The organism is Klebsiella sp. HMSC25G12 (genome assembly GCF_001807705.1).
Taxonomy (GTDB): Bacteria; Pseudomonadota; Gammaproteobacteria; order Enterobacterales; family Enterobacteriaceae; genus Klebsiella; species Klebsiella variicola.
Genome location: NZ_KV789913.1, coordinates 160,403 through 176,239 on the forward strand (window position 1 = coordinate 160,403; position 15,837 = coordinate 176,239).

The following is a 15,837-nucleotide window of genomic DNA, read 5'->3' on the forward strand; positions in this document are numbered from 1 at the left end:
AGTTAGGGGTAGATATCGTCGGCCAGACGGCGATCGCCGGCGACATTGCAGATATGCCAGTAGGGATAAGGCTTCTCTTTTTCGCTCACGCTGTTGAGGATCGCCGCCTCCTCGTCGCTCAGCGTCCAGTTCAGTGCCGCCAGGTTATCCTCCAGCTGGGCGAGTTTGGTCGCGCCGATCACCAGCGATGTGATCCCCGGGCGGGTACGCAACCAGTTGAGCGCCACCTGCGCCACGCTGGCGTTGCGCTGACGGGCAATCTCCTGCATCACTTCCAGAGTCTGCCAGGCTTGTTCGCGATTGGCGATCGGCGCCGACTCAAACGGGGTGGCGTTCGCCAGCCGACTGCCCTCAGGAAACGCCTGATTGCGAGGGTATTTACCGGTGAGGAAGCCCCCGGCCAGCGGGCTCCAGACGGTGATGCCGACGTTCTGATCGACGCTGAGCGGGATAATCTCATGCTCCAGTTCTCGCGCGGCGATATTGTAATAGCCCTGATAGACGCAGAATTTTTCCAGTCCGAGGCGCTCTGAGATCCCCTGCGCCTTCGCCAGCTGCCAGGCCGCGTAGTTGGAGACCCCGATGTAGCGAATTTTCCCGGCGCGAATCAACGCATCCAGCGTCCGCAGGGTATCCTCCAGCGCGGTGCGCGGATCGAACCCGTGGAGATGATAGATATCGATATAATCCGTTTTCAGCCGCTGCAGGCTGGCGTCGACGGCATTAATAATATGGTAGCGCGACGCCCCCAGCGCGTTCGGATTGGGGTCGGTCTGCCAGCGTCCTTTGGTGCCGATAATCACCTGCTGGCGTTTCCCCTTCAGCGCGTTACCGAGCAGCTCTTCGCCCTGGCCGTTTTTATAACAGTCCGCGGTATCAAAAAAGTTAATCCCGGCGTCCAGCGCTTTGTACACCAGATCGTATGCCGTATGCTCAGGCACCACGCCGAATTCCGACCAGTTGCGTCCCGGCGCGCCGAGAAAGGCCCCTTTTTCACCAAACGTCATGGCGCCAAAACAGAGCTCCGACACCGACAGCCCGGTGGAACCTAAATACCGATACTTCATGCTTGACTTCCTTTTAAAGGTGACAACGTCACACTAGCGATAACAAATCCGCTGGCGGTCAGGCATGCACCGGCCAGGGGAATATGCGAGAGGGAGACGCCGGCGGTGAGCAACAGCCCACCAAACCAGGCGCCAGCGGCATTGCCGAGGTTAAAGGCGGCGATATTGCACGAGGAGACCATGCTTTTGCCGGTCTCACTGCTGTCCAGCGCCTGCATCTGCAGCGGCGGAATGGTGGAGAACATCGCCGCCCCCAGCAGAAACACCGCCGCGCAGGCGCCGGGTAGCGTCTGAATGGCGAACGGAAAGAGGCACAGGACGACGATAAGCAAGGCCAGGGTCAGCAGCAGCGCCCGGCGGACCCCACCGTCGGTCAGGCGGCCGCCGAGGTGATTCCCGGCGACCATCCCGACGCCAAACAGCACCAGCACCGGTGGAATGAGATGGTCGCTCATCCCGGTGACGGTTTTCAGCATGGGCGCAATGTAGGTAAAGGCGGCGAAGACGCCGGAAAACCCGAGCGCGGTGATCAGCAGGCTGCGCAGCACCGTCGGATGGCGCAGCACCTTCAGCTCGTCGCGGATCCGACTCTGCACCGCCGGTTGGGCCTGACGGCCGGGCACCAGGGCAATGACTGCCAGGGCGGAAAGAATGCCAATCAGCGTGACCATAAAGAAGGTGTAGCGCCAGCCAAGATATTGCCCTACCCAGGCGCCGAGGGGCACGCCCAGAATATTGGCCAGGGTGGCGCCGAGAAAGACGGCGGAGACCGCCGAAGCCCGTTTATCCACCGGCGCCAGCTCCGCGGCATAAACCGAACTGATGCCGAAGAATGAGGCGTGGGCTAAGGCGGTTATTACCCGAAAAATAATTAGCATGGTCATATTACCGGCAATACCACAACCTAAATTACCGATGGAAAATAAGATCATCAGAAATAACAACGCCGGTTTTTTGGGGTAGCGGCTTAATAGCGGTGTGAGGAGCGGCGCGCCAATCACCACCCCACAGGCATAAGCGGTAATAGACCAGGCGGCAAGCGTAATGGATATATGAAAATCATGGGCCACATCAAGTAATAATCCCATAATCACAAATTCGGTGGTACCAATACCAAATGAGCCCACGGAAAGCGCATAAACTGCCGCAGGCAATCCCGTCGAACGGGAAACAGCAATAGTCATAAGTAACCTCATCTCCCGCCAGGACGGCGGGAGAATAGTATTCAGGGAGTTATTTTTCGATTAAGTTAAAGTCGCCCTGGTTATAGCGTAAGCCAGTGACGTTATCGGGAGTGAAAATATCTTCGATGGTGAGAATATCCTCAGGAGAGAGGGTAATATTCGCGGCTCCGGCATTATCACGCAGATGGGCAATTTTTCTCACCCCCGGGATAGGCACGATATCCTCGCCTTTGCTCATGACCCAGGCAAGGGCAATCTGCGCAAGGGTCGCGTCATAGCGCGTGGCCACCTGCTGCAGGCGCTCAAGCAGCAGCTGGTTTTTGCGCATGGTCTCGGTCTGGAAGCGCGGCAGATTGCGGCGGAAATCATCCTCAGCGAAGACGCCAGGATCGGTGATTTTTCCCGTCAGGAAGCCGCGCCCCAGCGGGCTGTATGGGACAAAGCCCACCCCCAGCTCGCGGCAGGCGTTGAGAATACCGGCCTCCGGCTCGCGGGTCCACAGCGAGTATTCCGTCTGCACGGCGGTAATCGGATACACCTTGCAGGCCCGGCGCAGCGTCTGGGCTGAGACTTCCGACAGTCCGATATGGCGAATTTTCCCCTCTTTAACCAGGTCGGCCATGGTGCCCACCACGTCTTCCACCGGCACCGCCGGATCGACGCGGTGCTGATAGAGCAGATCGATGGTTTCGATATTCAGCCGCTTCAGCGACCCTTCCACTGACTCGCGAATATGTTCCGGACGACTGTCGACGCCGGCCATCCGCTCCAGTCCCTGGCCGGTCGGCAAAATACGAAAACCAAACTTGGTGGCAATCTGCACCTTATCGCGGATACCTTTTATCGCTTTCCCGACAAGAACTTCATTATCGAAAGGACCATACACTTCGGCAGAATCCAGGAAGGTCACGCCCATGTCCACCGCGGCATGAATCGTATTAATCGCCTGCGACTCCTCGGCGCCGCCGTAGGCGAAACTCATTCCCATACACCCGAGACCCAATGCGGAAACCTGGAACTTCTCTTTTCCGAGATAACGTGTTTTCACCTTATTTTCCTTACGTGCTGAATGTTATTAAATATATACTTCCCTTTTACATTGATAACAATTAATCTATTCCGAACGCGGTGTTAGCTGGAAATTAACAATGAAAACCTTGCCGGATTTGCAACAAATTGAAATATTAATACTCATAGTGAAACATGGCAGTTTTCGCCAGGCCGCCAGGGCATTAAATCTTTCACCACCGGCCCTCACCAGCGCTATTAATCATCTGGAAGAAAAGTTAGGCGTACGCCTGCTGAATCGCTCGACGCGCAGTTTGTCATTAACTGCCGTGGGTGAGGAATTTCTTAATAATATGACGCCGGTGGTCAATGATTATCGCCGGGTGGTTGACAGCCTGAATTATCATCGCCTGACGCCGGAAGGCGTGGTGAAAGTCAATTTACCGCGTATTGTTCTTGACCTGTTTTTTCAACACTATTTTATTGCCTTTAAAACCGCCTATCCCGATGTAACGCTCGAACTGTATACCACCGATCGGAAAGTCAATATTATTGAGTCCGGTTTTGACGCCGGTATTCGCTATTCGCAGGATGTGCCCAAAGATATGATTGCCATCCCCTTTGGCGAGAAGCTGTCGCTGATCCCGGTGGCCAGCCCGGCCTATATCCGCGAGGCCGGCGAGCCCGACACCCCGCAGTCGCTGGTCAATTTCCGCTGCATCAACCGCTGTTTTCCCAGCGGCGAAAAGTACCGTTGGGAGTTTATTAGCCCCAGCGGTGAGCCAAGCGAAGTCGCGGTCAGAGGCGATCTGGTCGTTGATTCCGATACGGCGATGATCCAGGCGGCGGAGAGCGGATTAGGCATCGCCTTTGTCTATCAGTCGCTGGTGACGCAGCAGTTGAGCGCGGGCAGCCTGGTCCGTTTGTTACCCGACTACCACTATCCTGCCGACCATTTCTGCGTCTACTACCCGAGCCGGAAACATATACCGGTGCCGCTACGGGCCTTTATCACCTGGGTCATGGCGCAGAATAAGAGCATCCTCAGTGAGTAGAGGGCTCGCGGGTTAACCCATCGCTATTTGCCACAATAAACGCACATACCGTTAACCAATTTTTTTCCTTCGCCTTGAATTATGGCGGTCGCCCGACATAAACTCGTTAGAGCTCTAACGATATTGACAGACGACCTATGGACAATCGACAGCTTAACTTCTCCCATCTTTTATACCTCACCGCCCATCACTGGCGGCTGGCGGTCAACCGTCGGCTAAAGGACCTTGGCCTGAGCCAGGCCAGTTGGGTGGCGGTCGCGGCCATTGCCCGCCAGCCACAGCCGCTGTCGCAAAGCGAACTGGCGCAGGAGCTGGGGGTAGAGAGTCCGACCATTGTGCCGCTGATCAACCGGCTGGTCGCCCTCGGCCTGGTGGAGCGTGTCACCACCGCCAGCGATAAACGTAAGCGGCTGCTGGTCGCCACCGAGCAGGGAATGGCGCTGTATGAGCAGGTCAAAACGGTGGCGGACGATCTGCGCGAAGAGATCCTGACGGCGATTACCCCGCAGGAGCGGGAGCAAACTCAGCGGGTGCTGGAAAAACTGCTGCGCGAAGTGGAGAAGAAATAATGCCCCGTCGCCAGGATAACCCCTATGCCCCGCATAACTGGGCGCCGCATGAAAAACCAGCCCTGCTTGGCTCGCCCTCGACGCCGCTGCACAGTCCGCAGAAACGTCTCGCCTATGGCGTGGTCGGCCTGCTGGTGTGCCTCACCGGCGCGCTGGGCAACGCGGTGGTCACCGCCAACCTGCAGCTGCTGCAGGGCACCTTCGCCGCCTGGTCGACCGAGATCGCCTGGCTGCCGGCGGTGTACGTCATGACCAACGTCTCCATCAACCTGCTGCTGGTGAAATTTCGCCAGCAGTTTGGGCTGCGCGCCTTTACCGAAGGCTTTCTGGTGCTCTATGTGCTGGTCACCTTTTTCCACCTGTTCGTCAACGATCTCAGCTCGGCGATGATGGTCCGCGCCGCCCACGGCATGGTGGCCGCAGCGCTCAGCTCGCTGGGGATCTACTACCAGGTGCAGGCCTGGCCCGCACGCCACCGCCTGAAAGGGCTAACCATCGGCATCACCGGCTCGTCGCTGGCCATTCCGCTGGCGCGTCTCTTTTCCACCGAACTGCTGCAGATCGATGAATGGCGCGGCCTTTACTTCTTTGAACTGGGGCTGGCGCTGGTGTCGCTGGCCTGCGTCATCGCGCTGAAACTGCCGCCGAGCGATCGTAAAAAGGTGTTCGAGAAGAAGGATTTTATCACCTTCTTTCTGCTGGCGCCCGGCATGGCGCTGGTGTGCGCCGTGCTGTCGCTGGGGCGGCTCGAGTGGTGGTTTGAAGCGCCGTGGATCGGCTGGTCGCTGGCGGCAGCGGTGGTGCTGATCGTCGCCGCTATCGCCTTTGAGCATAACCGCAGCAATCCCCTGCTCAATACCAAGTGGCTCTCCAGCGGCAGCATCGTACGCCTCGGCTTGATTATGCTGCTGATCCGCATCGTGCTGGCGGAGCAAAACACCGGGGTCATCGGCTGGTTGCAGTACGTTGGTCTGCAAAACGAACAGATGACTAACCTCGCATGGTCAATTTTCGCCGGCATTCTGTGCGGGATCATCGCCAGTTGTCTGACGCTCAACCCGCAGAAGCTCTACTGGCCGACCGCCACCGCCCTGGCGCTGATCATGGTAGCCTCGCTGCTCGACAGCCAGTCCAACGCCCTCACCCGTCCGGAACAATTAATGTTCAGCCAGTTTTTACTCGGCTTCGGCAGCGCCTTCTTTCTGGCCCCGGCGATGCTCGCCGGCATTGGCGGCGTGTTTGCCGATCCGCGCAACCTGGTCAGCTTCTCGGTGCTATTCGGCATGAGCCAGAACATCGGCGGTCTGCTGGGGTCGGCGATCCTCGGCACCTTCCAGACCTGGCGGGAAAAATTTCACTCCAGCCAGCTGGCGGACCAGATCACCACCCTGAACCCGCTGATCGTCGAGCGGCTGCAGCAGTATAGCCAGATGTATCAGAGCCAGATCGGCGACAGCACCCTGCTTAACGTTCAGGCCACCACCCTGCTGCAAAACGCCGCGACGCTGCAGGCCAATATTCTCGCCTGGAATGACACCTATCTGCTGACGGCGGCCATCTCCGCCGGCACATTAGTGTGGGTTTTCTGGCGCTTAATTCGCTTACGACTGACCGCCCGTATCGCCTTAAAACGCGCCACCGGCAGCAAATAATTATCATCATTTCATCTCTGGAGTCGTTATGAGTCAGCAGGATGCGGCCAAACAACAGGCCAACACCCGGAACAACATTCGCGTGGTCTCCATTTTTACCGCCGCAGCGATAGGCCTCGTCGGCGTATTAGTGATCCTCTACGCCTGGCAACTGCCGCCGTTCACCCGGCATAGCCAGTTTACCGATAACGCCTATGTGCGCGGGCAGACCACCTTTATCAGCCCGCAGGTCAACGGCTACATCACCGCCGTCAACGTCAAAGATTTCGCAATTGTCCAGCCGGGCGAGGTGCTGTTCCAGATAGACGATCGCATCTATAAGCAGCGGGTGCATCAGGCCCAGGCTACCCTGGCGATGAAGGAGGCCGCGCTGCGCAACAATCTGCAGCAGCGCAAAAGCGCCGAGGCGACGATCGCCAAAAATGAAGCCGCGCTGCAAAACGCCCGCGCGCAGAATCTGAAAATCCAGGCCGATTTAAAACGGGTACAGGAGCTGACTGCCGATGGTTCGCTGTCGATCCGCGAGCGTGATTCGGCGCGCGCCAGCGCGGCGCAAGGGGCTGCGGATATTGAACAGGCGAAAGCGGCGCTGGAGATGTCGCGCCAGGACCGTGAATCGACCATCGTCAATCGCGATTCGCTGGAAGCCGACGTGGCCAGCGCCAAAGCCGCCCTCGAGCTGGCGCAGATCGACCTGCAGAATACGCAGATCATCGCCCCCACCGGCGGCCAGCTGGGGCAGATCTCGGTACGTCTTGGCGCCTACGTCAGCGCCGGAACCCATCTGACCTCGCTGGTCCCGCCGCAGCACTGGGTGATCGCCAACCTGAAAGAGACCCAGCTTGCCGAGGTGCGTATCGGCCAGCCGGTCACCTTCACCGTCGACGCGCTTAACGGTGAGCGTTTCCATGGCAAGGTGCAGAGCATCTCCCCGGCGACCGGGGTGGAATTCAGCGCCATCTCACCGGACAACGCCACCGGCAACTTCGTCAAGATCGCCCAGCGGATCCCGGTGCGCATTACGGTCAACGACGGGCAGAAGTACAGCGAACACCTGCGTCCCGGTATGTCGGTGCAGGTGACCATTGATACCCGCGCGGAGAAACAGCCATGATCCGCCCGGTCACCCTTGCCCTCGCCCTGGCGCTGGTCGGCTGTCAGTCCGCCGACGTGCAGCGGGCGCAGCCGACCCTGACCATCCCTGCCGCCTGGCGGGCCGACGTTGGCCCTGCCAGCCCGGTGGAAGGCGTCTGGTGGCGTAATTTCCATGACAGCACGCTCAACCAGTATGTCGACCGGGCGCTGCGCTATAACAGCGATGTGCTGATCGCCCGGGAGCGGGTGAATGAGTATCAGGCGCGGGCCTATGCCGCCGACAGCAGCCTTTTCCCCTCGCTGGACGCCAGCCTGACCGGCACCCGCGCCCGCGCGCAGTCCGCCGCCACCGGCCTGCCGATCCACAGCACGCTGTACAAAGGCGGCCTGACCGCCAGCTATGACGTCGATATCTGGGGAGCGAATCGCAGCGCGGCCAGCGCCGCCGGGGCCAGCCTCGAGGCGCAAAAAGCCGCTGCAGCCGCGGCCAATTTGAGCGTCGCCAGCTCGGTGGCCGTCGGCTACGTGACCCTGTTGTCGCTGGATGAGCAGCTGCGGGTTACCCAACAGACGCTGAAATCACGGGAAGACGCGTGGCGCCTGGCGAAGCGTCAGTTTGAAACCGGGTATACTTCACGCCTTGAGCTGATGCAGGCAGATTCGGAGCTGCGCTCAACGCGGGCGCAGATCCCGCCGCTACAGCACCAGATTGCGCAGCAGGAAAATGCGCTCAGCGTGCTGCTGGGTGATAACCCCGGCGCGGTAAAACGCGGCGAGTTCGCCCAGCTCACTACGCTGCGTCTGCCGTCGCAACTGCCGTCCACCTTACTCAACCGCCGCCCGGATATCGTACAGGCTCAGCGTCAGCTGGTGGCCGCCGATGCCACCCTGGCCTCGTCGCAGGCGCAGTTGCTGCCGTCTATCAACCTCACCGCCACCGGCAGCCTGCAGGATCGTACACTGCCGGACCTGCTGGACAACCCGCTGCGGCTGTGGAGCGTCGGCGGCAGTATTCTGGCGCCGCTGCTTAACCGCCAGGCGTTAAATGCCCAGGTGGATGTCTCCATGGCCCAGCGCAACCAGGCGCTCTATAGCTACGAGAAAACGGTGCGCGGCGCGTTTAAAGAGGTGAATGACAGCCTTGACGCCATTAGCCGCTACGGCGAACAGCTGACCGAACTGCAGGGGCAGGTGGCGGTGGCGGTGGAAACATTACGCATTGCGCAGAATCGCTACCGTAACGGCTACTCTTCGTATCTGGATGTGCTCGATGCCCAGCGAACGCTGTTCTCCACCCAGCTTAGCGTAGTGCAGGTGAAGAACAACCTGCTGCTGGCGCAGATCGATCTTTACCGGGCGCTGGGAGGCGGCTGGATGAACGCGTGAATCCCCTGTGCGCGCCGGTCCACAACCGTGGAGAGCGCAGAAACCCATATTCAGGCCGGTGTAGCGCAGCGCTACCCGGCAACAACCACCAGGGAGTCAATCTATGCAACAACAGTGGTCTGCCGTCGATAATTTCATGATTTCTTCGCTTATTCCTGAAGATGACATACTGAGTCAGGTACTGGAAAACAACAAACGCGCCGGGCTACCTGAACATGATGTTGCGGCCAATCAGGGGCAATTTCTGGCGCTGCTGGTGCGTATAACACAGGCGCGGCGGATCCTGGAAATTGGCACACTCGGCGCCTATAGCGCTATCTGGATGGCGCGCGCGCTGCCCGCCGACGGAAAGCTGATTACCCTCGAGGCCGATCCTGGCCATGCCGGGGTGGCGCGCCAGAATATCCGCCTTGCGGGGCTAAACGAGCGCATTGAACTCATTGAAGGACCGGCGCTGAACACGCTGGAAAATTTCGCGAATGTGCAGCCGTTCGACCTGATCTTTATTGATGCCGATAAACCTAATAATCCTCGCTATCTGGAGTGGGCGCTGCACTATTCGCGCCCCGGGACGCTGATCGTGGGCGATAACGTGGTGCGCGATGGCGAAGTGATTAACGGACAAAGCGATGATGCGCGCGTGCAGGGCGTGCGTCGGTTTATCGAAATGATCGGGGATAACCCGCGGCTCACTGCCACCGCGCTGCAGACGGTGGGCATCAAGGGATGGGATGGGTTTACGCTGGCGCTGGTGAATGGGTAAGATCCGGGCGGCCTGATGCCCTCATCCCGGCCCTCTCCCCCAGGGAGAGGGAGAAAACCCGCGCCGGGACGCGTCACCAGCGGCATTCGTCCGCTGACGATCATTGGGGATAATACGTATACTGATAGTGCAGAGACGCGTCGCTTTTTCCGCCGTATCCTTCATGCTCGCCATATTCCCCGGTACAGTTCCCCTCGGGGTCCCAGCCTAAACAGCGCGACTGGTGTTTTGTACTATACGTGGTGGTTCTTTCCTCGGATAACCACCGCCCTTTTTCATCCCAACGCAGCGTCGTGGTCGCATCCGAGTCGGCAATGCGGCTTAAATGCCCTTCCGCGTAGCGATAATTGACAGCAAGCATGGCCATCATGCCGCCATTGACCGTTTTACGCACCAGCCGGTGGCGGTCGTCATAGTGATAGGTGGTCGTGCTCATGGCTTTGGGCGGTTGCTGCGACACGAGTAGATTCTCTGAACGTACAATGCGCCCGAGATTATCGGTGTAGAACTGCTCACGCATGACCATTTTTCTGATATTTCCCGCCGCGCTCCGGGTCTGTCGGATATATTCCCGCATCCATCCTTTATCATTTCGCCAGTGAACATTATCTCTGACTATCGTGGAGTCATTCGCGGTATTAAAAGTTTTTGCTCGCTCGTAACTTTCCAGCCGGCGGCACCGGGCAAAACGCAGCGTGCCTGCGTCGTTATTTTGGCTACCGTCAATTTTTACGCTCTGCACATCGCCATTGAGCGGTGGAAGATAGGTCAAAATATAAAAATTGGCATCGTTGATCGCCCGCTGGGTTTCATCACAGGAAAAAGCGTCAACGAAAGGCTTACACGCCGTAATAACAAGAATGGCCGACACCAGCATAAATAGTCTGTACATAGCCATCATCGTAAAAATAGACTCCGAGTCCTGTTTATCCGGCAAAGCGAGGCTAAACATACGCCAATAAAGCAGGTTCCCCAAGCCACCGGGTTGATTTTCAGAATCCGTTAATTTTACGTCCGGGAGAACCGGTATGGGCCACATCCGGGGCGGGAAGATTATCGGGTGCGGCGTACTGATGAGTATCAGCCTCAGGATATGCCCCCGCCCGGCAAGCACAGCGCCACCGGGCGGGGGGAAGGAAGGGATTACGGCGTGATCTGCTCCATCGCCTGCAGGACGCGTTTGTCCGAGATAGGATACGGGGTGCCCAGCTGCTGGGCGAAGAAGCTCACGCGCAATTCCTCGATCATCCAGCGGATCTCCCGGACATCGTCGTCCTCACGGCGGTTCGGCGGCAGCTTATTCAGCCACTGCTGCCACGCCTGCTGCACGCTCTCAATTTTCAGCATCTGCGCGCGATCGCGGTGCGGATCGATAGCCATCTTCTCGAGACGCTTTTCAATCGCCTGCAGATAACGCAGCGTATCGCCAAGACGGCGGAAACCGTTGCCGGTGACAAAACCGCGATACACCAGACCCGCCATCTGCGCTTTGATATCCGACAGCCCCAGCGCCATGGTCATATCCACGCGGCCTTTCAGCCGTTTGTTGATATTGAACACCGCGGTGAGGATCTGCTCGACCTGTTTAGCGATCTCCACCACCGTGTCGTTGAGCTCGGCGCGAACCTTCTCGTGCAATTGACTGAAGCCCTCTTCCGTCCACACCGGACCGCCCGCCTCGTCGATAAGCTTATCAACGCCGCAGGAGATGCAATCGTCAATCAGATCCAGCACTTTGCCGTACGGATTAAAATAGAGCCCAAGCTTGGCTTTGTTCGGCAGTTTTTCGTGCAGATACTTAATCGGCGACGGGATGTTGAGCAGCAGCAGGCGACGCAGACCGCGCCACATGGCCTGCTGCTGTTCCTGTGGATTATCAAACAGCTTGATAGCCACGCTGTCGCGCTCGTCCACCAGCGCCGGCCAGGCTTTCACCTTATAGTTGCCGCGTTTCTGTTCGTAACTTTCCGCCAGCGTACCAAAGCTCCAGATATGCAGCCCGCTCTGCTCGATGCCGTCATCGGCCACCGCCGACAGCGTCTCCTGAACTTTGCCCTTCAGCGCGTCTTTCAACGCCTGCAGCGAGCGCCCTTCCTGAAGCTTCTTGTTTTTGTCATCCACCACCCGGAAGGTGATTTTCAGGTGATCGGGCACCTGATCCCACTGCCAGGCCTCGCGGTCGATGGTCACGCCGGTCATCTTACGCAGCTCACGCTCCAGCGAATCAAGCAGCGGCAGCTCAAGCGGCGTCGCCCGGCCGAGAAACGCTTCCGCATAGTTAGGGGCCGGGACGAAATTGCGCCGCACCGGCTTCGGCAGCGATTTTATCAGCGCGATAATCAGCTCGCGACGCAGGCCGGGGATCTGCCACTCAAATCCGGCCTCCTCCACCTGGTTCAGCAGAGGCAGCGGAATATGCACCGTCACGCCATCGGCATCGGCGCCCGGTTCAAACTGGTAGCTAAGCCGCAGCTTGAGGTTGCCCTGATGCCAGAAGTTCGGGTAGTCCAGCTTGCTGACCTGCTCCGCCCCTTCTTTAATCAGCATGCTCTTTTCAAAATTGAGCAAGTCTGGCGTTTCGCGGCTGGCCTGCTTCCACCAGGCATCAAAATGACGGGCGGAGATGACGTCGTGGCTAATGCGCTGGTCGTAGAACTCGAACAGGGTTTCGTCATCCACCAGGATGTCGCGGCGGCGCGATTTATGCTCCAGCTCTTCGATTTCCGCCCGCAGCTTCAGGTTTTCCCGGAAGAAGGCATGCCGCGTCTGCCAGTCGCCCTCCACCAGCGCGTGGCGGATAAACAGTTCGCGGCACAGCGCCGGGTCGATCTGGCTGTAGTTGACCTTGCGTGCGCCAACGATCGGCAGGCCGTAGACGGTGACCTTCTCCGTCGCCATCACCGCGCCCTGCGCCCGCTCCCAGTGCGGTTCGCTGTATGAGCGCTTGATCAGGTGCTGCGCGACCGGCTCGACCCACTCCGGCTCAATGCGGGCGGCGATGCGCCCCCACAGCCGGCTGGTTTCCACCAGTTCCGCCACCATCGTCCACTTCGGCGGCTTTTTAAACAGACCGGACCCCGGGAAGATGGAAAAGCGGGCGTTGCGCGCACCGGTAAACTCCTGCTTATCGGCATCCTTCATGCCGATGTGCGACAGCAGACCGGTCAGCAGCGCAGTATGGATCTCGCGATATTCCGCCGGCTCGCTGTTGATCGGCAGGCCGAGCTCTTTCACCACCTGGCGCAACTGGGTGTAGATGTCCTGCCACTCGCGCACGCGCAGATAGTTAAGAAAATCGACCCGGCACTGGCGGCGGAACTGATTCGACGACAGCGCCTTCTGCTGCTCGCCAAGGTAGTTCCACAGATTGACGAAGGCGAGGAAATCGGACTCTTTATCGTGGAAGCGGCGGTGCTTCTCATCGGAGGCCTGCTGTTTGTCCATCGGCCGCTCGCGCGGGTCCTGAATCGACAGCGCGGAGGTGATGATCATCGCTTCCCGCACGCAGCCGTGCTTCTGCGCCTCCAGCACCATGCGCGCCAGACGGGGATCCACCGGCAGTTGGCTGAGCTGGCGGCCCATCGGCGTCAGCTTATAGGCGGTGGCCTGCTCATCGGTGGTGATGGCGCCCAGCTCTTCCAGCAGGCGCACGCCGTCCTGGATATTGCGCTTATCCGGCGCTTCGACAAACGGGAAGGCGGCGATATCGCCTAAGCCCAGGGCGGTCATCTGCAGGATGACCGACGCCAGGTTGGTACGCAGAATTTCCGGGTCAGTAAACTCCGGGCGCGACAGGAAATCGTCTTCCGAATAAAGACGAATACAGATCCCTTCCGAAACGCGGCCGCAGCGGCCCTTACGCTGGTTGGCGGACGCCTGGGAAACCGGCTCGATCGGCAGGCGCTGCACCTTGGTGCGGTAGCTGTAACGGCTGATACGCGCAGTACCGGGATCGATAACGTATTTAATGCCCGGCACGGTCAGCGAAGTTTCCGCCACGTTGGTCGCCAGCACGATGCGTCGTCCGCTGTGCGGCTGGAAGACGCGGTTCTGCTCGCTGTTGGACAGGCGGGCATACAGCGGCAGCACTTCAGTATGGCGCAGATCCAGCTTATTCAGCGCATCAGCGGTATCGCGAATTTCCCGCTCACCGCTCATAAAGATCAGAATATCGCCGGGCCCTTCGCGCCCCAGTTCGTCAACCGCATCAAAAATCGCCTGTAATTGATCGCGCTCGGTGTCGTCCGCCTCTTCCACTATCGGCCGGTAGCGGACTTCCACCGGGTAAGTCCGCCCGGAGACTTCGATAATGGGCGCATGATTGAAATGCTTTGAGAAACGTTCCGGGTCGATGGTCGCCGAGGTAATGATGATTTTCAGGTCCGGGCGGCGCGGCAGGAGCTCTTTCAGATAGCCGAGCAGAAAATCAATGTTCAGACTGCGCTCGTGCGCTTCATCGATAATGATGGTGTCGTACTGCATCAGCAGGCGATCCTGCTGGATCTCCGCCAGCAGAATACCGTCGGTCATCAGCTTGACCATGGTGTTGTCGCTGACGTGATCGCTAAAGCGGACTTTATAGCCGATGCAACCGCCCGGCTCCGTTTGCAGCTCCTCGGCGATACGGTTGGCGACGGTTCGCGCGGCCAGACGACGCGGCTGGGTATGGCCGATCAGCCCTTTCAGCCCGCGGCCCAGCTCCATGCAGATTTTTGGCAGCTGGGTGGTTTTACCCGAACCGGTCTCTCCGGCGACGATCACCACCTGGTGATCGCGCACCGCCTCGAGAATCTCTTGTTTTTTCTGGCTAACCGGCAGGTTTTCCGGATAGGTGATGGCCGGACGCGCCGCTTCGCGCAGCAGGACTTTACCGGCTGCCTGGCTTATCTCCTGCGCCATCTCCTGGAGGATGGCCTGTTGCGATTCAGGATTTTTAACCTTCTTCACGCCGTGCAGACGGCGGGCGAAGCGCGTTTTGTCGCGCAGCATCAGGCCGTCGAGCTGTTGATAAAGCTGGGGGAAGGTGATTTTTTGTTGTTCTGTCATAGCGTTATCGGGCAGAGCTCTGCCGGGAAAATCTCTTTTGATGTATTGCCTTAGAGTACCACATCTGTGTCATCCGTGCCTTGTTCAAAAAATCTGAACATAGGATTCGATATATTGCGCTATCTCTGTGGCGCGATTGTGAATACAGTGTCAACAAGCACCAGGGCATTGACCCGTCAATCACATTAAAAAAGGAAACACTCATGAGCAAAGTATTAGTTCTGAAATCCAGTATTCTGGCAGGGTACTCACAATCTGGTCAGCTTTCCGACTATTTTGTTGAACAATGGCAGGAAAAACACCCGGGCGACGAGATCACCGTGCGTGACCTGGCCGCTAATCCGATCCCGGTTCTGGATGGTGAACTGGTTGGCGCCCTGCGTCCGAGCGACGCGCCGCTGACTCCGCGTCAGCAGGAAGCGCTGGCCCTTTCCGACGAGCTGATCGCCGAACTGAAAGGCAATGATGTGATTGTTATCGCTGCGCCGATGTACAACTTCAACATCCCGACGCAGCTGAAAAACTATTTTGACCTGGTGGCTCGCGCCGGCGTCACCTTCCGCTACACCGAGAAAGGGCCGGAAGGTCTGGTGAACGGTAAACGTGCGGTCGTCGTGACCAGCCGCGGCGGTATCCATAAAGATACCCCGACCGACCTGGTCACCCCGTACCTGTCCACCTTCCTCGGCTTCATCGGCATCACCGACGTGAACTTCGTGTTCGCCGAAGGTATCGCTTACGGCCCGGAAGTGGCGGCCAAAGCGCAGTCCGATGCCAAAGCGGCCATCGACAGCGTGGTTGCAGCCTAAGATTTCCACTCCCGCCGCCCGGCGGGAGTGTTTTTTCCCCTCGCCCATCCCCCTTTTACGAGCCGCCTCGTAAATTCACACATCATTCCAACGCCTTAAGCCACCAGCCTGTACCATGGCTGTCGCCGCGCGAATCTGGCTCACTCCCGGTCGCTGACGGCAACCGTTGTCATGGTCAAAAACAGGAGTGCGTACTATGTACA

At 58.7% G+C, this 15,837-nt stretch carries 11 protein-coding genes and 1 pseudogene; 7 read left to right on the forward strand and 5 right to left on the reverse strand.

Features of this window, described 5'->3' with window-relative positions; all coding sequences use genetic code 11:
- Window positions 1–2 precede the first annotated feature (2 nt).
- The 3 genes from HMPREF3096_RS23155 to HMPREF3096_RS23165 are packed head-to-tail and all read right to left on the reverse strand — an operon-like array spanning window position 3 to window position 3,299.
- Window positions 3–1,067, reverse strand: coding sequence for an aldo/keto reductase (locus HMPREF3096_RS23155; RefSeq protein ID WP_032730237.1), 1,065 nt, complete (start codon window positions 1,065–1,067; stop codon window positions 3–5).
- Window positions 1,064–2,251: an MFS transporter gene (locus HMPREF3096_RS23160; protein WP_032730236.1), complete on the reverse strand. Its 1,188-nt coding sequence runs from the start codon at window positions 2,249–2,251 to the stop codon at window positions 1,064–1,066. The genes HMPREF3096_RS23155 and HMPREF3096_RS23160 overlap by 4 nt, the downstream gene beginning before the upstream one ends.
- Before the next feature lie 49 nt (window positions 2,252–2,300).
- Window positions 2,301–3,299, reverse strand: coding sequence for an aldo/keto reductase (locus tag HMPREF3096_RS23165; RefSeq protein WP_032730234.1), 999 nt, complete (start codon window positions 3,297–3,299; stop codon window positions 2,301–2,303).
- Between the two features lie 100 nt (window positions 3,300–3,399).
- Between HMPREF3096_RS23165 and HMPREF3096_RS23170 the strand changes: the two genes are divergently transcribed.
- From HMPREF3096_RS23170 to HMPREF3096_RS23195, 6 genes and pseudogenes are all read left to right on the forward strand, one after another.
- On the forward strand, window positions 3,400–4,314 hold the full coding sequence (locus tag HMPREF3096_RS23170) for a LysR family transcriptional regulator (protein ID WP_022065672.1): 915 nt from the start codon (window positions 3,400–3,402) through the stop codon (window positions 4,312–4,314).
- Window positions 4,315–4,451: 137 nt separating this feature from the next.
- Window positions 4,452–4,883, forward strand: coding sequence for a MarR family winged helix-turn-helix transcriptional regulator (locus HMPREF3096_RS23175; protein WP_008805105.1), 432 nt, complete (start codon window positions 4,452–4,454; stop codon window positions 4,881–4,883).
- Window positions 4,883–6,535 (forward strand): annotated as a pseudogene (locus tag HMPREF3096_RS23180) (MFS transporter). The gene HMPREF3096_RS23175 and the pseudogene HMPREF3096_RS23180 overlap by 1 nt, the downstream one beginning before the upstream one ends.
- Before the next feature lie 28 nt (window positions 6,536–6,563).
- Window positions 6,564–7,649, forward strand: coding sequence for an HlyD family secretion protein (locus tag HMPREF3096_RS23185; RefSeq protein ID WP_008805107.1), 1,086 nt, complete (start codon window positions 6,564–6,566; stop codon window positions 7,647–7,649).
- Window positions 7,646–9,016, forward strand: a complete 1,371-nt coding sequence (locus tag HMPREF3096_RS23190) for an efflux transporter outer membrane subunit (RefSeq protein ID WP_032730230.1) — start codon at window positions 7,646–7,648, stop codon at window positions 9,014–9,016. The genes HMPREF3096_RS23185 and HMPREF3096_RS23190 overlap by 4 nt, the downstream gene beginning before the upstream one ends.
- Before the next feature lie 103 nt (window positions 9,017–9,119).
- On the forward strand, window positions 9,120–9,779 hold the full coding sequence (locus HMPREF3096_RS23195; RefSeq protein ID WP_012968357.1) for an O-methyltransferase: 660 nt from the start codon (window positions 9,120–9,122) through the stop codon (window positions 9,777–9,779).
- A gap of 100 nt (window positions 9,780–9,879) precedes the next feature.
- Here the strand turns inward: HMPREF3096_RS23195 and HMPREF3096_RS23200 are convergent, their stop codons facing one another.
- On the reverse strand, window positions 9,880–10,671 hold the full coding sequence (locus HMPREF3096_RS23200; protein WP_224224388.1) for a hypothetical protein: 792 nt from the start codon (window positions 10,669–10,671) through the stop codon (window positions 9,880–9,882).
- A gap of 251 nt (window positions 10,672–10,922) precedes the next feature.
- Window positions 10,923–14,825 carry an ATP-dependent RNA helicase HrpA gene (hrpA, locus tag HMPREF3096_RS23205; protein WP_032730228.1) on the reverse strand — a complete coding sequence of 1,301 codons (3,903 nt, stop codon included), beginning with the start codon at window positions 14,823–14,825 and terminating at the stop codon, window positions 10,923–10,925.
- A 203-nt stretch (window positions 14,826–15,028) separates the two neighbouring features.
- Between hrpA and azoR the strand changes: the two genes are divergently transcribed.
- The gene (gene azoR, locus HMPREF3096_RS23210; RefSeq protein ID WP_032730227.1) at window positions 15,029–15,634 is read left to right on the forward strand and encodes an FMN-dependent NADH-azoreductase; all 606 of its coding nucleotides are present in this window, start codon (window positions 15,029–15,031) and stop codon (window positions 15,632–15,634) included.
- Window positions 15,635–15,837: the final 203 nt, after the last annotated feature.